Origin of the sequence: Niveispirillum sp., from assembly GCF_017996735.1 — a bacterium.
Classification (GTDB): domain Bacteria; phylum Pseudomonadota; class Alphaproteobacteria; order Azospirillales; family Azospirillaceae; genus Niveispirillum.
In genome coordinates this window covers 1-19576 of record NZ_JAGOGJ010000118.1, presented here as the reverse complement: position 1 = coordinate 19576, position 19576 = coordinate 1, and the positions used below count along the sequence as shown (strand labels likewise).

Sequence of the window (19576 nt, the reverse complement as noted above, 5' to 3'; positions counted from 1 at the left end):
AGATAGGCATGCGGGGTCGGGCCATAGCGCGCCTTGAAGGCCCGGATCAGGTAGGAGGACGACAGTCCGACGGACGCCGCCACCTCTTCCACCTTCAGGTCACTTGTACAATGCCGGGTGATATGATCGGCGGCCCGCGCCAGCGCCGCATGCCCCTCTTCTTCCCCGTCTTCCATTCCTTCCAGGCGCTGGGTCAACCCGGCGAAGAAGCGGCGAGCATCGGCCTCCTTGGCGGCCGCTCCCGCCCGCTCATCGAACAGCAGATCGAACAGGGCCATCAGATCGGCGTAAAGATCGGGGTCCCGGCTGATCACGGAAGCAAAGGGCTGGAACGCCGCCCGCCCCTGCAGCTCGGCCAGCCAGCCGGTGTTCACATACAGCATGCGGTAGGACCAGGGCTCCCCCTCCACGGGGTTGCAGGCATGGACCACTTCCGGATTCATCAGCACGACCGTGCCTGCAAACGCCGGAAACCGGTCACCGCCGGTCAGATAGTCGCTACGCCCGCCGGTGATGGCGCCGATGGAGAAGGTGGCATGGGAATGCGGGACGTAACAGACGGTGCACCCATCCATGACCTCTCGCGCCTCCAGATGCGGCAGGGCGGGGTCACGCCAGAAGATATGGGGATCGGTGGGGCGGCGGGGCATGCATCAGGACCTTGGCAGCGGCGACAGCACCATAACCCAACCCCATTAAAGACCAAAAGCCGCCCGCAGGCATTCCCAGGGGCGGCATTCAATCCCGTGGCCTTGCGGCCGACTGGAACCCGTCCGGTGGACGGGGAAGGGCTTAGTAGCCCTCCCGCTCCAGACGCTTGCGCAGCAGCTTGCGGGCGCGGCGGATGGCTTCCGCCTTCTCGCGAGCGCGCTTTTCCGACGGCTTCTCATAATTGCGGCGCAGCTTCATTTCGCGGAAGATGCCCTCACGCTGCATCTTCTTCTTCAGCGCGCGCAGTGCCTGATCAACGTTGTTATCACGAACCAGAACTTGCACGGGACATCCACTCCAATCGTGCGCTCACACCAGCCTTAGCCAGCACTTGCGGGTAGGGTTGAAACCAAGAAGAGGCAACGCGAGACCACGCAGGTCGCGCCGTCGCCCGATCCAGTCAGGGGGCTTATACACATGCCGGGTGACCTTGTGAAGACCCGCATCGGCGCTTTGTGAAGATAAATGCGGAATGGCGGGCATGCGACCGTCAGGGGCACGGTTTTCCTTGCCTTGCATCGCCGCCGTCCTGGCTCCACAATAGCTATATAGCCGAATCGCCCCCCTTTTTCGGAGCTTTTTTTGCCATGGCCGTGCTTCCCATCGTCCGCATGGGCAACCCCGTCCTTCGCCAGGTCGCGGCCGCCATCCCCGTGCCCGCCACGGGCGGGTTCGATGACGGGCTGCGGCAACTGGCCGCCGACATGGTCGACACAATGTTCGATGCGCCCGGCATCGGCCTGGCCGCCCCCCAGATCGATGTGGGCAAGCGCCTCATCGTTTTCCGCGTGCCGCCGGAACGGGCCACGGGCGACCAGGGCGACGCGCCCATGGGGCCGCAGGTGCTGATCAACCCGGAATTCGTGCCCGTGGGCAGCGAAACCGTGCTGGGCTGGGAAGGCTGCCTGTCCATTCCCGGCCTGCGCGGCGTCGTGCCACGCTATCGCCGCATCCGCTACCGGGGCTATGATCTGGATGGCAATCTGGTGGAACGCGAGGCCGCGAACACCCATGCGCGGGTGATTCAGCACGAACTGGATCATCTGGACGCCGTCCTCTATCTGGACCGCATGGAAAGCCTGGCCACGCTGACCTATATGGAAGAGCAGAAGTTTTTCGGTCCCGACGTGCTGTCCCCGGCACGCTGACGGACGAACGGAGACAGGTCATGACCGACATGGCGACCCCGGAACAGGCCCCGGCCCCGGACGCATTGGCAGAAGCACAGGCGGCCCTGGCCGCGCGCAAGGATGCGATCCTGACATCCATGCTGCCGGATGTGGCCTTTGATGGCTGGACCGATGCCACCCTGCGGCGCGGGGCGGAAGCGGCGGGTTTCCACCCGCAGGAGGCGCTGGCCGCCTTCCCCGGCGGCCCGGTGGAGGCTGTGTGCTGGTTCAGCGACTGGGCTGACCGTCAGATGCGCGATGCCCTGGCCGGCATCGATCTGTCGGGCCTGAAAGTGCGCGAACGCGTGACCCTGGCGGTCCGCAAGCGTCTGGAAATCCTGACCCCGCACCGGGAGGCGGTGCGACGCGCCAGCAGCCTGCTGGCCATGCCGCAGAATGCCACGCGCGGACCGCAGCTTGTCTATGCCACCGTCGATGCCGCGTGGCGCGCCGTGGGCGACGCATCGGTCGACTATAATTTCTACACCAAGCGCCTGCTGCTGGCCGGCGTGGTGACATCGACCACCTTTTACTGGCTGGACGACCGGTCGGAGGAGCTGGCCGACAGTTGGGCTTTCCTGGACCGGCGCATTGCCAATGTAATGAGTGTGGGCAAGGTGATCGGGCAGGTCACGGGCCGGGCTGACAAGGCGGCCGGTCTGCTGGCGCATTTCCCGTCACCGACGCGCTTCCTGCGTCATCTGCGAGGGGCCGGCGCGGTTTAACACGCCGGCCCCTCGCATCAGGCCGCCACGATGGGGCGGGCGGCTTCGATTTGACTGTTCAGCAGGTCGCGAATGGCGCGGCCGCGCGGCGTCAGTTGCACCACGCGCAGGCGGGCATCCTGGGTCCAGGCCCGGCGTTCCACCAGGGGGCCGGTCTCTCCCTCCGCCTCATCCAGATCGCGGGACAGTTCGTCCACGGCGCGGCTGATGGTGCAGGGCGCCTCCCCCATCAGGTAGGACAGTTCCGCCTGACTGATCCCTTCATTCTCGCAGATGGTCAGCAGGGCCGCCGCCGTGCGCAGCGACATGCGGGGATTGATCTTCAACAGCGCCTGGGTGATGGCCAGCGCCGTACTGGGATAACGCTGCATCGGGACCGCCCTCAGTCAAAATTGTTTCAGGCCACGTCGGCATAGGGACGCAGGCGGCCGGTGCGCGTCACCGGTGGCCGGTGGGCGCTGCTGCTGCCCGGTATGCCGCCCCGGTTGCGCAGTTCGCGCAGGTCCAGGGTGCTGTCGGGATAAAGCCGCTGCACCTCTTCCAGCAGCGTCATCAGCCGCTTCTGGTGTTCACCGGCCTCCACGAAACTCTCGGTCTGGAATTCGATGTTGATGCATGCCTTGAGGCGGAGTTTCCCGTCCTTCATCACTTTCACCATGGGTCGGCATCCGGTGCCGGTGGCAGGGATGCTGGGATGTTTTGCGGTGCCGGAACAACGTTGCCGGACTGCATCGATCTGACCATGATGGAAAGATGATCATTGCATGATTGAAAGCCGATCATTCACGGCAGGGTCGCAGATCATACATCAACCCATTGAAATATATGAATATGATGGGGCCGCTGCCAGGCCCGTCCGGCACATGATGGAAAGATGATGAAGGGGCGGGACCGGCCTGATGGGGCCGACCTGATCGCGCCGCGCCCGTCGGCGTGGACACCATCGGTCAAGAATTTTGATCGATCACATTACTCCGGATTGACGGGGTTCAGCAGGACCAGATCGGATTCCTGACCGACCAGTTCCGCCATGAAGACGGACCCGGTGTCGCAATCGACGGAGATCTGGCCCCGGGGCTCGGTACGCTGAACCACGCCCAGTTGCCGTTCCGCGCCGGTGCGCCGGTCCACCGCCACAACCTCCGCCGAGGGCAGGTTCATGCGCGCGGCATAGATGGTGTTGGGACAGACCACGACATTGCGCTGACGCAGGGCCGCCGGCAGGTCGATGGTGCCGCTTCCCCCCTGCCCGTCCAGCGCGGTCCAGGTCAGTTGGCGGCTGCCGGTATTGCCGACCAGCAGCAAGGTGCGATCGGCGGAGAGGTCGACATAGTCGCGGTTCTCCTCGATCTTTTCCGGCGACTTGCCCGTGGTGGGATCAATGGACCAGATATCCCAGGTCGCATCCCCCCGGATCGCCACGCGGATGCTGCCATCGGGCATCCAGGCCGGCGACATCTTGAAATGCCCGTCATGGGTCAGGCGGGTTATCATCTCGTCGGCGATGGTCACACGGTAAAGATCGCTGAGCATCCCGACCTCCGCCACGAACAGCAGGCTGCGGCCATCGGCGGACCAGCGCAGGGCCGCCATGTTGGCCCCCTGCAGGCTGGTCACGGGCCGGGGCTGCCGGTCCTTTTCCGCCAGCCAGACCTGTGGCTCCCCCGTCCGATCGCTGACAAAGGCCATGGCATTGCCATCGGGAGACAGTTGCGGTTCCGATTCATTGGCCCCCGACCCCTGCAGCGTCCGCCGCTGGCTATCGGCCATGATCTCCACCACATCGGCATGCCCGCGATAAATCTCCATGGCCAGGTTGCCACGCGCGCGTGCCACCGAAAGGCGCCCCATCTGGCCGATGCCGGGCATCACCTGATGCCAGCGGCCGGTCTGCACATCGACATACCAGAGCCCTTTGCGCTGGCGGCTGGCATTGGTGAGGTAGAGGCCCCGGCCATCGACGGACCAGTCGAAATTGACCGAACTGCTGTCCAGCGGAACCTGATGCAGTTCACGGTCGGTCCGCACATCCATGACCATGATGGATAGGCGCCCCTCCGGCCAGGCCCGGGCGAAGGCCAGGCTGGTGCCATCGGGTGAATAGGCGGGAACCCAGTCATCGGCATTGCCACCTGGCGGTACCGGCAGCAGGAAGGGAGCCGCCCCATCCAGCGGCATCACCATCAGGCGCGACATCTTCACCGTGGCGTCGGGAATCGCTGTAAAGATCAGCGCCTTGCCATCGGGCTGCCAGACCAGATTGGGCAGCATGTCGCCCAGGCACGGCCCGACCCGTTGTTCCTTGCCCACGGGCACCGCGATCACATAGATGGCGCAGTTCCAGTCACGGTCGCTGCGCACGAAGGCGATGCTGTCACCCCGGGGCGACCAGACCGGAACCCGGTCATGGTCGTCGGTGTTGGTCAGGGATACAGACCGGCCGTTCGGCCCCGTGCCGCGCAGGATCAGATCGAAATCGTCAAAGGAATTGCGGGCCGCATAGGCCGCCATCTCGCCATCAGGCGACAGGGCCGGGAACAGGTCCATGCCCGGCTCCAGCGTCAGCGGCAGCACGTCGAAGACCGGCACCGCCGATATCGGCACCGGTCGGCCGCCCCACCAATAGGCCCCCGTAACCAGCCCGACAACCAACACCAGCAGCAACGCCGCCAAGGTGAACCGCAACCGCAACAGGTCCGATGACGGTGTCGATGGGGCAGGTGCCGGGCCTGACGGCGCGGCCGGCAATTCAGAAGGGACAGGTACGGTGGAACCCGGCTGCGCGGCGGGCGGCGCGTCCGCCGGCACGGCGGCGGCGGCCGGCCCGTCATCCACGAACAGCGCGTACCCGAATTTGGGGATTGTTTCCACCCGCAGTCGGATACTGCCCACATCCCGCAGGGCCCGACGCAATTGGAAGATGCAGCGATTAAGGCTGTCTTCGGCCACAAACACCCCGCCCCAGCCATGGTGCAGCAGCGTTTCGCGGGAAACCGACTGTCCCTGGTGGCGGACAAGCAGCACCAGGACCTGCATGATCCGGGGTTCGATACGGCGTTGGCGTTCGCCGAGGGCGATACGGTTCAGCGACGGGCAGACCGTGACATCGCCCACGACCATTTCCTGGTCGGGATTGACGTCAAACCCAGTGGCCAAATGGTTCATTCCACTTCCCATGCTCAGGCTAATACGGTCCCGCCCGCCGGTCCTGGTACCCCAAGCCCCGTCGCCACGATCAACCGCTTCAGCCGCCCCATCGGCCATGTAAAAACCATACTAGCCGAAAAATCCGCGACCCGGCCAGCCCCGCATGGGGCCGACCGGGCCTGGAACCCGTCGAAATTATCGGCGCAGGGATTTTCCCGAACCGTTGCCGGTCGGGAAAATGGCCTCTGGTCAGAACCGGACGTTGACACCCACGGAGAATACCCGGCCCAGCGCGTCATACATGCTGGGGAAGGTATTGCCGGAATTGGCGGAGGTCGCCCCCGCCTCGTTGCCGACGACCGGCGGGTTCTTGTCGAAAAGGTTGGTGACACCGGCGCTCAGCCGGACCTCCTCGAACAACTGATAACCGGCCTGAAGATCGATGTAATTGTGGGCCTTGATCTTTTCGAACTGGTCAAAGGTCGTCGGCTTCTGCGCCTCCTCGATCTCCACCGAACCCAGATGGCGCCAGGTATAGCCGACGGTCAGGTCGCCGACAGTCCAGCTCAGGCGCTGAACCCAGCGGACCTTGGGCAGCGGGCTGCCCACACCGCCCACGCCCGCAGCACCGGGGCAGCTTGTGCCGAAACGGCCAAGGCAATCCAGCACGGGCAGGATGCCGTCGCTGCGGGATTCCTGCGTCAGATAGCGGTTGGCGTTCAACTGGAACGCCAGCGTGCCCCAATCAGCCGTCGCGCCCATATCCTCCAGATCGACGTTGAAATTCACGCCCAGTTCCAGCCCCTCGGCCCGGAGATAGTTCAGATTGGTGGTCAGCGCCGTCAGTCCGGATCCAGGAAGGGTCAGGGTGCCGCCGATGCGGACGATCTTGGCGCATTGTGACGCATCACCCAGTACGTAGCAGCCATCAAGGATCTCCTGCGGGGCGAAGGCGCCGATCACGTTCTTGATCTTGATGTTGTAATAGTCCAGCGAGATGAAGCTGTTCTTCAACACGCCCAGGTCGGGCGTCAGCACAAAGCCCAATGTCGTGGTGTCGGCCCTCTCCGGCGTGGGCAGATGAGCCAGATCGGTACCGGCGATCACATTCACCTGGCCGGCCACCAGATCCTCCACCGTACCGATCTGTGCCGCCGTCATACCCGTCGCCGCACAGCGCGCCCGCAGGGTGGCATCCGTGCGGGCGGCGGCATTGCCGACCGAGCAGGGGTCGAGATTGGCGTTCTGCAGGGCGGCGATCTGTGGCGAGGCCAGTTCACCCACATTGGGTGCCCGGGCCGCGCGTTGCTGAGAGCCGCGCAGACGGACAGCGTCGATCGGGGTCCAGTTCAGGCCCAGTTTCCAGGTCTTGTTGACGCCGCTGGGGTCATAGTCGGAATAGCGGTAGGCCGCCTCCAGATCCAGGGATTCGAAGCCGGGCTGGTCTGCAACCAGCGGGATCAGGGCCTCGCCGAAGAATTCCTTCACCTCGAACCCGCCGGAAATCGGCTGGAAATTGCCGCCGGCACCGCCAAGGCAACTGGTGGGCTGGGTCTTCCAGCATTCGTCGGGCGTGCGGCTGCCCTTCTCCTTGCGGTATTCGGCACCGAAGCTGACGGCGACGCTGTCAGCGGCCAGCGGGCTTTTCAGACCTTCGATGGGACCGGAGACGGAACCGCTGACGATGGTCTGGCTGTAATCCTGCTTGTCGATGGCCGTCGCGGAGGAATAGGCCGCCATTTCTGGCGTGATGGTCCCATACCCGCCGAAGACATTGATGGGCACACACCCCGGCTGACCACCACGGCAGGCTGTCGTGCTGACCGCGTTCAGCGCATTGGCCAGGTTGGTGACGTTCGTATAGCCGGCGCTGACATTGGTACGGTGCGACTCGCCATGCTGAACCGACAGGTCGTAGGACCAGCCATCGGTGATGTCGCCCCGCAGGCCGGTCAGGAACTGGAAGGAGCTGTTGTCATAGCTGGTGGTGCGCGCACCAAGTTCCTCCGTACGGCGCCGGACCGAAAGCAGCAGATCGTCACCCTGATCGACGACGCCATTGCCATTCACGTCACGCCAGTTGGGCAGCGCGCCCGTCGTGCTGACCGTGCCCGCGACGCGGCCGGCATTGGCCGCTGTCAGGATGGCACCACGGGCCTGCGCCGACAGGAACGGATTGGCCAGCGGCACGAAGAAGGTGTTGCCAAAAATGCCCGAGGGCGCGACCTGCTGCGTATTCTTGGTGCTGGAATAGGAGAAGCGGCCATAGGCCTCCGCATGCTCGTTGACTTCATACGTGCCGGACGCAAACCCGCCGAAACGTTCCAACGGGGTCTGGTAATAATTGTAGGGATTAAAATTGAAGACGGAGCAGTTGGCACCCAGGGTGCCATCCTCCCGGAACTGGCCCAGGCCGGGACCGCCGGCGATGGCCAGACGCGTCGGCACCGTGGTGGTGGAACCGCCGGCCGCCACAGAATTTGGTCCGCCACAGCCCGCCGGGGCCGATGCGGCCGCGTTACCGGCCAGGAAATCCGCCAGACCGGCGCCGGTCGCCGTCTCGATGCCCAGGCGACCCAGCGGGCGGGCGCCCAGCTTCACCCCTGCCCGCTTGGAATAATTGATGCCCAGCACGACATTGCCGCGACCATCGGCCAGGTTGGACCCAACCGTGACATCGGCGGAATGGATGGTGCCGTCGCCCTTACCGGTGACCGAGTGATCGTAATTGGCGTCCACACCTTCGAAATCATCCTTCATGATGAAGTTGATGGCGCCCGACATGGCATCCGAACCATAGACGGCGGATGCACCGCCCGTGACGATGTCGACCCGCTGGATCAACGCCGTGGGAATGGTGGAGACATCGACCAAGCCATTGAAATTATAGGGTGTGACACGCTTGCCATCCATCATCACCAGATTGCGCTGTGCCCCCAGGCCGCGCAGATCGACGGTGGAGGCACCGGCGGTGCCGTTATTGGTGTTCTGCCCGTCACCGGGCACCGTCACCGGCAGCATGCGGAAAATCTTTTCTACTTCCGGCTGCTGCAACGCATCGATCTCGGCCGCGCCCACGGAATAGACGGGGCTGGTCGACGTGTCATTGGGCCGGGCGATGCGCGAACCGGTCACCACGATCTCCTCGACCGCATCCTGGGCCAGTGCCGACCCCAACGGCACCAGCACCGAAACCAGTGCAACCCCCAACAGCAGACGGGAGCGGGCGCAAACCCGCGTATTGTTTGAATGTGTCATGATTGCTGTATCCCCTCGTTCCAACAGGCGGCGCCTCTTTCGATCAATGACGGGCGCGCTCAGCGACGTGTGCCCACGGGGCACCGGCGAAACACTCATACGAGGCGAACAGCGCCGCAATGTAATTCAGTCAATCAGGAGCAGAATTATTTATAACTGTGACAGTTATAACCTGAATGTAAGAATAATGAGATTATTTTTACTTCACATATTGCAGAATATATTAAATTTCAATTCCGCAATCATATGGAGAAACGCGATCTACCGGCATGGTCGCTTAAACCATCCGTCCAATCGGTCCAAATCTGAAGAAGGCAGCCCGCTGGCCGACGCTATTTCACGTGGAAGACCCAGCGCTTCCAGAGATCTCCGAAATAAGTGTCGAACAGGTAATCCAGTTCCGTCGTCACCGCCGCCGCGATGATCAGCACAGCCAAGGCAATCAGCAATTCGCGCCGGTGACGGTTCGGCTCCGCCCCCATGGCCTCGGTCACGATGGGGGCGGGCGCCGGCTCGCTGCCGACCAGGGCCGTTCCCGTGACCAGCAGCGCGAAGCGGCCGCGCCCGACGCCGATTTGGGAAAACTCGACCCCGGCCAGGACCCCGGCTCCGGCCAGCCGCGCCTGTTCACGCAGACGCAGCAAAGCCAGTCGCCTTGTACGCTGCATGTCACGCTGACGGGTGACGACACGTCCGCCCACGATACGGCGGACCAGCAGCATAAAACGGCCCAATGGTGCCGGGGCCATCACGATGGCGGTCTGCACCATCCGGGGCTCTCCGGTGACACCCGGCGGCGGGCGGCCCGTGAATACCCGCACCGACGCCGTGGCCGCTTCCATCGCCGCCAGTTCCCTGTCGTGGCGCCGTTCCAGCCAGGCCCCCAACAGCAGGACGACTGCGTTGAACAGAACGGCAAGCAGCACGCCGATGAACCAGAAGCTCCAGCCCAGGAACTCCCAGTCCGCCATATTCTCCAGGAATTCCAGCCATTGGAACCCGGGGGGAAGCTCAGGTTCCGGCCCGCTCACGATGGCGCATGGTCCGCCAGCAACTCCACGGCTGTGCCATAGGCCAGCACCTCCGCCGCGCCACTGCCGATATTGGCGGTGCCGAAGCGGATGGAGATGATGGCATTGGCGCCCAGTTCCACCGCCGCCGCCCGCATGCGCGCCGTCGCCTCTTCCCGCGCTTCGTTCAACAGTTCTGTGTAACCGCGCAGTTCCCCGCCCACGATCTCCTTCAGGCCGGCCATGATGTCCCGGCCCAGATGCTTGGACCGCACCGTGCTGCCCTGCACCAGACCCAGATGCCGCACAACGCGGTATCCGGCCGGATTTTCCAGCGTCGACAGGATCATCGGCTCGCCCCCCCTGGCTTCATCCCCACAGGGGGGCAGGATGGCAGGGGCCGGAAGGGGTCGCAAGGTCGGGCCGGTCAGATGGGCCCGGAATTGGCCCCATCGTGGACCGCGTCGAAATCAAGCCCGAACTTCGCCAGATATTTACGCAGGCGGTCAGCGTCATTCACGCTTTTCCGGCTGGCGCGGGAAACCCCGAACAGCACCCTGCCCGCTTCGCTCAGCGACCGGCTGTCCCGGCAGACGCGGATGACCGTGGCAAGCTGGCAGCGGTCGAACAGATCGATTTCCCCCAGCACGTCATTCCCCAGCAGTACCGCCAGCCCGTCATCAGATGAGCCCATACCGGTGCCACGCCAGCGGCGGCGCAGGCCGGCAATCTCATCCGCCACGATATCGGCATTGATGCGTCCGCCAGGTGCCAGGGTGGCCATACGGGTGACACTGGCCGAAAGGTCACGGAAATTGCCGGTCCAGGGGGTTGCGGCATCGGTGGCAAAGGACAGGTACAGGCGCCGCGCCTCTGCATTGAAAGTGGCGCGGAACCCTTCACGGGCCGCGAACCGGTCCAGTTCGAATTCAAGATTAGGTTCGATATCTTCCCGCCGTTCCGCCAGCCCCGGCAATTCGAAGGTCCAGAGGTTAAGGCGGGCAAACAGATCCTCGCGGAAACCGCCCGCCGCCGCCAGGGCGCCAAGGTCGCGATTGGTACCAGCGATCAGTTGAAAATCGCTCTCCACCTCCTTGTCCGATCCGACGGGCAGGAAACGCTTATCCTCCACCGCGCGCAGGATCATGGCCTGTTCATCCAGGCCCAGTTCCCCGATCTCATCAAGGAACAGCATGCCCCGATCGGCAGCGCGCAGCAGGCCGGGCCGGTCGCTGGCCGCGCCCGTGAAGGCCCCTTTGCGGTGGCCGAACAGGGCCGACATGGCCCCGTCGCCACGCAGGGTGGCGCAATTCACCTCCACAAAAGGGCCAGCCACCTGATGTTGCTGGCGCTTCAGGTCATGGATGCGCCGGGCCAGATGCGACTTGCCGGCCCCGGTCGGCCCCTGCAGCAATATCGGCGCCCGTGACCGGATTGCCACCTGTTCGATCCGGTCAATCATACGGTTGAAGGCAGCGTTACGCGTGGCGATACCGGATTTCAGGAAAGATGTCGCCTCCCGCGCCTGGGCCTGGAACCGGGTGGCGATACTGTCATAGCGGGACAGGTCCAGATCGATGGTGCTGACCCGGCCGGCCGCCACCGCCTTGGGATCCTTGCCCGGACTGGATTGCAGCAGGCGAGCCGGCAGAAACCGGGCCTCTGTCAGCAGGAACAGACAAATCTGCACCACATGTGTGCCCGTGGTGATGTGGATCAGGTAATCCTCGGTTTCCGTGTCGAACGGATAGGCGCGGGCGAAATCCAGAAGCTTTCCATACACTTCCTCAAAATCCCAGGGGTTGCGCAACGCCATGATGTGCGACCGCACCTGTGTGCCGGGCGACACCGTGCCGATATCCTCATGCACCTGTCGGGCGGCCCCCTGGCTGTGCGCGTCATGCAGCAGTTCGAACCGGTCGACCAGCAGATCCTCCTGCATGCAAAGGCCGACGGACGGGCGCCAGCGGCTCCACCGGTCCTTACCCTTGCCCACGAAGTCCAGAACCGTGCCAAGGAAGCCGATCACGACGGTGCGCTTCATTATTTTATCCAAATTTATAAATCCGATAAATTTATATCAGCACCCTCGGCCCCTTGAAACCCGCAACATCAACGAAAAGATCAGCATTTCCGCCATCCGCAGGCATATTTCACCGCGTTCATTTCTCTGGCACGGCCTTTGCGTTTACCCCTGCGTGCCGTTCGAGTGGCCGACGGCGCCCCGCCGGTGCGGGATCGGGCCCTGCTTGCCAGCCACGGGGGCTGGCAAGCGCTGCGCATCAATCCGGGCGGCAGGACGCGCCCACAAGGACAAGAGATCATGTGCGAACGCCATTACGAAGAAATGCCGGTAGATGGCGGTGTGCCGGTAAAGATGTGGACACGCGGCGTACCGGTGGACGAAACGGCCAGAGCGCAATTGCGCGCCGCCGCCCGTATGCCGTTCATCTTCGGTCATATCGCGGCGATGCCCGATGTCCATGCCGGCATCGGCGCCACCGTGGGGTCGGTGATCCCGACCAGGGGCGCCATCATCCCGGCCGCCGTGGGCGTGGATATCGGCTGCGGCATGTGCGCGGCCCAGACGACGCTGATGGCGTCGGACCTGCCCGACCATCTGTCCGACGTGCGCGGCGCCATTGAGCGCGCGGTACCCCATGGCCGCACCATGGGCCGCGGCAACCGTGACAAGGGATCATGGGGGGAGCCGCCGCCCGATGTGGTCGCCGCCTGGCAAACCCTGTCGGAGCGGTTCCAGCGCCTGACCGAAAAATATCCGGCCCTGGCCCGCGCCAACCATGTCACGCATCTGGGCACGCTGGGGACCGGCAATCATTTCGTGGAACTGTGCCTGGACGAAGCGGACAGGGTCTGGGTGATGCTGCATTCCGGGTCGCGCGGGGTGGGTAACGTCATCGGCACCTATTTCATCGAGTTGGCCAAGAAGGATATGCGCCGCTGGTTCATCAACCTGCCCGACGAGGATCTGGCCTATTTCCCGGAAGGAACGGACCATTTCAAGGACTATGTCGAAGCGGTCGCCTGGGCCCAGGATTTCGCGGCACTGAACCGGCGGATGATGATGGCCCACACCATGGCGGCGCTCGCCAAGGTAATACCCAAGCCCTTCGGGGCCGAGGTGCAGGCCATCAACTGCCATCACAATTACGTGCGGCGGGAGAAGCATTTCGGCCAGAGCGTGATCGTCACCCGCAAGGGGGCAGTGCGGGCCGGCACCGGCGACATGGGCATCATCCCCGGCAGCATGGGCACCCGCTCCTACATTGTACGCGGCCGGGGCAACCCGGACAGTTTTGAAAGCTGCTCGCACGGGGCCGGCCGCGCCATGTCGCGGCATCAGGCGCGCCGCCGCTTCACGGTGGAGGACCATATCCTCGCCACCGAAGGGGTGGAATGCCGCAAGGATGCGGATGTGATCGACGAAACGCCCATGGCCTATAAGCCGATCGAGGCGGTGATGACGGCACAGACCGATCTGGTGGAAATCGTACACACGCTGAAGCAGATCGTGTGCGTCAAGGGATGAGGTTCATGATCAACATCGACGGCGCCGATGGCGAAGGCGGGGGGCAGGTGCTGCGCACCGCCCTATCGCTGTCCATGATCACCGGTTATGCCTTCCAGATCGACAATATCCGCGCCGGACGGGAAAAGCCGGGCCTGATGCGTCAGCACCTGACAGCAGTACAGGCGGCGGCTGCCATCAGCGGGGCGGAGGTGAGCGGCGCCGTGCTGGGCAGTCGCAGCCTGACCTTCGCCCCCGGTCCGGTGCGCGCGGGCGATTACCTGTTCGCCATCGGCACGGCCGGCAGCACGGGATTGGTGCTACAGACCCTGCTGCCGGCCCTGGCTTTGGCCGATGGTCCGTCCAGTCTGGTACTGGAAGGCGGAACGCACAACCCCCACGGCCCCTGCTTCGATTTCCTGGCAGAGGTCTTTCTGCCGCTGGTGAACCGAATGGGTCCGACCGTGACGGCCGTTCTGGAACGGCCGGGTTTCTACCCGGCTGGCGGCGGGCGGGTGCAGGTGGCGATCAGCCCCTGTTCCGCCCTGCGGCCGCTGGATCTGACAGATCGGGGGGACTTGCGGGATACCGAGGGGGTTGCCCGCGTGACCAACCTGACACCCGATATCGCCCACTCGGAACTGGCCGTGGCACGGGATAAGCTGGGCTGGGCACCCGATCGCTTCCGGGTAGAGGTGCTGGACCCCGCCTGGGGGCCAGGCAATGTCCTGCTGCTCATGGCACGGTATGAGGGGGTGACCCTGATGAGCACGGGCTTTGGCGAGCGGCAGGTGCCCGCGACACGACTGGCCCTGACTGCGGCACGGCGCCTGTCGGGCATGATGGAAGGGGGAGCCGCCGCCTGCCCTTATCTGGCCGACCAGTTGCTGCTGCCGCTGGCCCTGGCAGGCGGCGGACGTTTCACCACCGTGCGACCGTCGCGGCATATGCTGACCAACTGCGATACCATCGCCCGTTTCCTGGATGTGTCCGTCGGCATCGATCGGCAGGAGGACGGGCGGCATCTGGTGACCGTGTATAGCGGCTAGGCTTGCTCCCCATGGAAGGCGACGCGGTTCTTGCCCTGCCGTTTGGCGGCGTAGAGGGCCGCGTCGGCCAGGCGCAGGACGTCGCGTGGTTCATCCCCATCCTGCGGCCAGCAGGCGGCACCGATGGTGCAGCCGACCCGGACCGTCCGCTCCGCCACCAGCATCGGTTCATTCACGGCGGCAATCAGGCGCCCGGCCACTTCACGCGGCAGATGTGCCTCCTCTTCCGACACCACCAGGATGCAGGCGAATTCATCCCCGCCGATGCGGGCCACGACATCCTCCTGCCGCAGGCTGGAGGCCAGGCGCAGCCCGACCTGACGCAGCACCTCGTCCCCCGCATCATGGCCCATCTGGTCGTTCACGGGCTTGAACCCGTCCAGATCCAGATAGAGGATGACCATGCGGTCATGGTCCTTGCGCGCCCGCGACAGGGCCACATCCAGATATTGTTCAAAGAAACGCCGGTTGGGCAGTGCCGTCAGACGGTCCTGATATGCGATGCTCTCCATCCGTTCCAGGGCGGCATTGGTGGCGACCAGAGCCCGGTTGCTGGCACGCAGGCTGCTGACCAGATCGCGCAGGCTACGGGACAGGGTGTCGATCTCCTTTGCACCGCCCACCGCCGGGATGGTGGCACCGGGTACCCCCTTGGTAATGGCACGGGCGGCACGGGCAATGGCGCGCAGCGGGTTGGCGATATGATGCGCCGCCAGCCAGCCCAGGGCCCCGAACAAGGTGGCCAGCCCCAGACCCGACCAGAAGATCGTGTAGCGCATGCGGTCGGCCGGGGCATGTGCGATGGAAACCGGCTGGCGGACCAGCACGGTCCAGCCCAGCCCCTTCACCAGCCGCTGGCGCTGGTCGGTCGCGAAACCGGTCATGTAATTCTGCCCGTCGGGCCAGCGCTCCACGCGCCATCCCACCAAGCCCTCGCGGGCGCGCCGCACACTTTCCAAAAGCAACACCGTCCCGCGCAGATCCGGCGGGCCCAGCAGCACATTATTGTCGGCGGCCACAAGGATCGTCTCCACGCCGGCACGGCTCTGCACCGGGGACTGTGGGTCGCTAACCAGGCGGCGGGCCCAATCCCAGCTATAATGGATGGCCACCACACCCTTGACCGCGCCGTCACCACCCCGGATCGGGGACGACACGTCGACGAAGCGTAACGGCTCCCCCGTCTCGTTGGGCAGAAGCTTGGCCAGCAGCACCGCCTCATGCACATCGCCCAGGAACAGCCCCCTGATCCCTTCACGATAAACGGGGCGCTGGGCCAGGGACTGGCCGACCAGAATGCCCCGCGTACCGGCCAGGACCTTGCCATCCTGGTCGGTGACCCCCGCCCAGGCCAGGGCCGGGTCCTGGGCGCTCATCTGGTCGACAATGCGCTGAGCCGTCGCCGGTTGCTCCAGCGCCTCCACCTGCGACAGGACCTGAGCCAGGGCGGCACGCGCCTGCATGTCGCCATTCAGGCGCGCCGACAGGCCTTCTGCGATACCGGACAGCGAAGTGCCGACCTCATGGTTAAGGACGGCCTCCGCCTGCCGTCCGGTCAGGTTGCCATGCAGTACGGCCAGCAGCGCCACGATAGTGCCGATGGTCACGCCCAACAGGTTGCGCAGGCTGAGAATTACCATTCAACCGTGCCTTCCCTTATCGCCCGCCGAACTGCCACCAGAGCGCAACCAGGGCCATCCGCTCGCCCCCGGCATTGCGTCCGCCGATGGCCTTGGACAGGCCCATCTGCACACCTACATCGTCGGTTAGGCGCCACACCGCCGACAATTGCACCTTGTAACGGCGCACATCGGCATAGCCGGCACCCGGCGTGCCGACGCTGACGGCGTTGAAACTCTGCGCCAGCAGCAGCCAGTCGGCATCGGGCCGCCAGCCCAGCGTCAGGTCGAGCCGCAACTCATCCGCCGCCGGGCCGCCGCGCGTGCGATAGCCCAACTGTCCATCAAAGAACCCGCCATCGAACCCATGGCCGTAAAGGGTGCGCAATTCCGCATCCACATTGCCCGACCCCAACGGCGGCTGGTCACCCCTGTCATAGCCCAGGGGCACGCGGACCAGGGGTTGCAGGGCGACGATGTCGGCACCGTCCTGCCAGATGGTCCGGCGCACCGCGAATTCGGCATCGGCCAGACCCGACCCCTCGTCACTGCCACCGCCAACCCGATCGGCCTTCAGCGATTGCCAGGAGGGCTGGAAGCTGAGGGTCGTGCTGCCATCGACACCCCATGACAGCAGCGGCGCCACTTCCAGCTTTCGGAACTTGGGATCGGCGGCGCCGACGCGCCCGTCAAAACCGCTGTCCGATTCCGAATAGGTGGCGCCGACAATCACCTCCATGGTCCCCGCCGCCTGTGGCCAGGCACCGGCCAGGGCGGGGGTGGCGGGCAGCAGCAGGGCAACGGCCAGGCAAGCTGCGGACTTAAAACAGGTCATGGGTCAGTGTTCCTCCAGCGGCAGGCTGGCGCCGTCGACGATAAGACCCCCGCCATGGGCGCGGGCATGGTCCAATGCACATCGCGCAACGACGGCCGCATCCAGCCCGGCGCCATAACCGGCCGACAGGCTGACATGCGGGCCGGCATTGGACCGTGGATGGGGAATACGCGCACGCCCGACCAGATCGACCAGCCGTTCCGCGACATCACGGGCGATCCCGGGATCGGCACTTTCGAACAGGATGGCCAGCCGCCCGTCACCGGCCATGGTCAGCACATCGCCGATGCGCCCCGGCAGGCCGGCGGCCAGTTCCATGATGCGGCGGGTCAACGCCGCCGCGGGGTCGGCGCCATCCACCTCTTCCAGCCGGCCGAAATCATCGATGGCGACCATCAGGACGGCGCCGTCATGGCGCCGTTGCGCCCGTTCAGCCAGAAGCTGTACCGCCTGCAACGGACCGGGCCAGCTCAGTCCCCGGACACCGGCGACATCGGCAACCGGCACTTGACGGCGGTCGGCCACCAGTTCGGCCAATTCACCCTCCCGCGCCCGGCGGCGACGCGCCTCGGTGCGCCAGCGCAGCGCCGATTGCACCCGTGCCCGCAGCGCCACCAGCGAGGCCGGTTTCACCACATAATCAAAGGCGCCGGCGATGAAGGCCTGGTTCAGCGTCTCCTCATCCTCCAGCGACGACACCATGATCACCGGCACATCGGCCAGCCGCGGATTGTCCTTGATCAGGCAGGTGGCGGTAATTCCGTCCATCGCCGGCAGCATGATGTCCATCAGCACGATGTCGATGGGGCATTCCTCCCCCTCCCGCCGCTCCACATCCAGGGCCGCGAGCGCCTCCTCCGCGCTGCCGGCCTTGATGATGGGGCCGTAACCGCAGGCATTAAGCTGTGCCGCCAGCAATTCCCGGACCTCTTCCAGGTCCTCGACGATCAGGATCATGTCATTCCCCCCCATTCCTGCCGTCGGCTGGCAATCGCCAGACGCGCCAGTCCCCCCTGTCATAGATCAGCACGGCCCCCGTTCCGGCATCCTGCCACAGATCGGGCATGGCCTGTGCGATCCGGTCACGGGTGCCCGCCGCACTGACGGGATCACGCAGCGCGACATAGGTCGCCCGCAATTGCCTGACGATCAGATCGGCCTTCAACCGGTCATTGCTGGGCAGGATCAGGCCGCCCGCCCGTCCGCGCCCCGGCAGCACGGCGCCCGCTGTCAACCCGTCTATAGCCACATCGTCCAGGTCGCGCAGGAACCCGCCCAGCGCCAGCTCCGCCTGCGTCACGCCGTCCACCTGTCCCGTACCCGCCATAGCATGGCGCCAGGCGCGCGTATCGGCATCACCCACCTGTCCTTGTGCCCACCAACCGGCCGCCAGCCCCAGAAGGGCCAGCAGCGGTAACAATCCCCCGCGCAGCCGGTTGCGACCCGTCACGGCTGCCGCCAGGACGGACAGGGGGGACAGATAGGCCAGCAGCCGCCCCGGATCACCCAGGAACCAGGTGGCAGAGGTCAAGATCAGGGCCGTCAGGACCAGGCCCGTCAACAGCAGCAGCACCCGCCTTGCCCCCCGGTCCCCAAACCGGAGACCCACCGGCAATAGCGGCGCATTGGCCAGGATCAGCAGGGCACCGGCAAGCAGGGCTGTCCCGATGCCGCCGCCCGGACCCAGCAGCCAGGAACTGTCACTGATATGTGCGGCCGACCCATGGATGGCGGCATCGACCCCGGCGGCAAAGGCCAGCGGCGACCCGCCGAACACCCAGTTGACATAGAACAGCGCGATGGCGGCGAAGATCAGCGGAAACATCACCACCAGCAGACTGCCCGACGCGGAGGTGGCGACCATGCGGGCCGGCAGCATCAGGGCGATGAAGGGCACCGATGCCAGCACCAGATAGGCCCCCGCCGCATCGGCCAGCGCCAGAAAGGCCAGCGACACACCCAGCGCAATCATCGCGTTCACCTCTCCCCGCCGCACCAGCCACAGGGAGGAACTGACCGCGATGGTGAAGGCCAGCACGCCCAGCGGGGCGGCCCCACCCGCCGCAACCATCAGCGATAGGGACGGGGCGCAGGCCAGCAGCCCAGCCGTGACCAGAGCCGGCACAAACCGATGCCCACCCGCCACTAGCATGCGCACCCACAGCGACGCCGCGATGGCCAGCATCAGCACATTGACCAACAGCGGGGCCGGTACACGCCCCAAACCGGGGATCAGGGCCATGGCCATATCGAAACCCAGCGGCAGCACCGGATAGGCCGTGCCCGTCAGGTCGCGGAAGGCGCCGACATCGGCGGTGGCCAGCAGGGCGCGGGTCCAGCGGTCGGCCATGGCCGGACCCAGCCAGCCTTCCTGCATCGGCCATGAGGCGACAAACCCGATCAGCGGCAGCAGCAGCGCCAGGGAGACGGGGAACAGCCAGCGCGGAACCAGCCGGGCACCGCGCTGATCCAGATGCGACGGCACATAGGGGCGGCTGGGCGCAACGGCGGCGGCGCTCATGAT

17 protein-coding genes are annotated in these 19576 nt (G+C 65.2%); 4 read left to right on the top strand and 13 right to left on the bottom strand.

All coding sequences use genetic code 11. From position 1 onward, the window contains the following. The coding region (locus KBA48_RS25720) for an AraC family ligand binding domain-containing protein (protein WP_292911551.1) at positions 1-650 on the bottom strand (650 nt) is incomplete at its 3' end. Positions 651-792: 142 nt separating this feature from the next. Next, complete coding sequence (rpsU, locus tag KBA48_RS25715) at positions 793-996, bottom strand: 30S ribosomal protein S21 (protein ID WP_012567245.1); 204 nt, start codon at positions 994-996, stop codon at positions 793-795. A gap of 302 nt (positions 997-1298) precedes the next feature. Here rpsU and def point away from each other — a divergent pair, with 302 nt between their 5' ends. Both def and KBA48_RS25705 read left to right on the top strand, forming a co-directional pair. Further along, positions 1299-1859, top strand: coding sequence for a peptide deformylase (gene def / locus KBA48_RS25710; protein ID WP_292911550.1), 561 nt, complete (start codon positions 1299-1301; stop codon positions 1857-1859). A gap of 20 nt (positions 1860-1879) precedes the next feature. Beyond that, positions 1880-2605, top strand: coding sequence for a COQ9 family protein (locus KBA48_RS25705; protein ID WP_292911549.1), 726 nt, complete (start codon positions 1880-1882; stop codon positions 2603-2605). A 17-nt stretch (positions 2606-2622) separates the two neighbouring features. Here KBA48_RS25705 and KBA48_RS25700 read toward each other — a convergent pair whose 3' ends face one another. The 7 genes from KBA48_RS25700 to rtcR form a co-directional block, all read right to left on the bottom strand. Beyond that, positions 2623-2976 carry a hypothetical protein gene (locus KBA48_RS25700; protein WP_094455982.1) on the bottom strand — a complete coding sequence of 118 codons (354 nt, stop codon included), beginning with the start codon at positions 2974-2976 and terminating at the stop codon, positions 2623-2625. A 26-nt stretch (positions 2977-3002) separates the two neighbouring features. Next, positions 3003-3263, bottom strand: coding sequence for a hypothetical protein (locus KBA48_RS25695; RefSeq protein ID WP_292911548.1), 261 nt, complete (start codon positions 3261-3263; stop codon positions 3003-3005). Between the two features lie 311 nt (positions 3264-3574). Next, a complete protein-coding gene (locus KBA48_RS25690; protein WP_292911547.1) occupies positions 3575-5770 on the bottom strand; it encodes a winged helix-turn-helix domain-containing protein in 2196 nt (731 codons plus the stop codon). A gap of 231 nt (positions 5771-6001) precedes the next feature. Beyond that, positions 6002-9010, bottom strand: a complete 3009-nt coding sequence (locus tag KBA48_RS25685) for a TonB-dependent receptor (RefSeq protein ID WP_292911546.1) — start codon at positions 9008-9010, stop codon at positions 6002-6004. A 332-nt stretch (positions 9011-9342) separates the two neighbouring features. Beyond that, on the bottom strand, positions 9343-10041 hold the full coding sequence (locus KBA48_RS25680) for a heavy metal-binding domain-containing protein (protein WP_292911545.1): 699 nt from the start codon (positions 10039-10041) through the stop codon (positions 9343-9345). Then, a complete protein-coding gene (locus tag KBA48_RS25675; protein ID WP_292911544.1) occupies positions 10038-10370 on the bottom strand; it encodes a YbjQ family protein in 333 nt (110 codons plus the stop codon). Before KBA48_RS25675 ends, KBA48_RS25680 begins: the two co-directional genes overlap by 4 nt. A 77-nt stretch (positions 10371-10447) precedes the next feature. After that, positions 10448-12064, bottom strand: a complete 1617-nt coding sequence (gene rtcR, locus KBA48_RS25670; protein ID WP_292911543.1) for an RNA repair transcriptional activator RtcR — start codon at positions 12062-12064, stop codon at positions 10448-10450. A gap of 279 nt (positions 12065-12343) precedes the next feature. Between rtcR and KBA48_RS25665 the strand changes: the two genes are divergently transcribed. Beyond that, positions 12344-13570, top strand: a complete 1227-nt coding sequence (locus KBA48_RS25665) for an RtcB family protein (protein WP_292911542.1) — start codon at positions 12344-12346, stop codon at positions 13568-13570. 5 nt (positions 13571-13575) lie between these two features. Then, complete coding sequence (rtcA, locus tag KBA48_RS25660) at positions 13576-14598, top strand: RNA 3'-terminal phosphate cyclase (RefSeq protein ID WP_292911541.1); 1023 nt, start codon at positions 13576-13578, stop codon at positions 14596-14598. Here the strand turns inward: rtcA and KBA48_RS25655 are convergent. From KBA48_RS25655 to KBA48_RS25640, 4 genes are all read right to left on the bottom strand, one after another. After that, the gene (locus KBA48_RS25655; protein ID WP_292911540.1) at positions 14595-16238 is read right to left on the bottom strand and encodes a sensor domain-containing diguanylate cyclase; all 1644 of its coding nucleotides are present in this window, start codon (positions 16236-16238) and stop codon (positions 14595-14597) included. The genes rtcA and KBA48_RS25655 overlap by 4 nt on opposite strands. Positions 16239-16254: 16 nt before the next feature. Beyond that, positions 16255-17052 (bottom strand): hypothetical protein, encoded by a 798-nt coding sequence (locus KBA48_RS25650; RefSeq protein ID WP_292911539.1) that lies wholly within the window; start codon positions 17050-17052, stop codon positions 16255-16257. 3 nt (positions 17053-17055) lie between these two features. Then, on the bottom strand, positions 17056-18009 hold the full coding sequence (locus tag KBA48_RS25645) for a response regulator (RefSeq protein ID WP_292911538.1): 954 nt from the start codon (positions 18007-18009) through the stop codon (positions 17056-17058). Position 18010: 1 nt separating this feature from the next. Continuing rightward, on the bottom strand, positions 18011-19576 hold a 1566-nt coding region (locus tag KBA48_RS25640; protein ID WP_292911537.1), incomplete at its 5' end, for a hypothetical protein.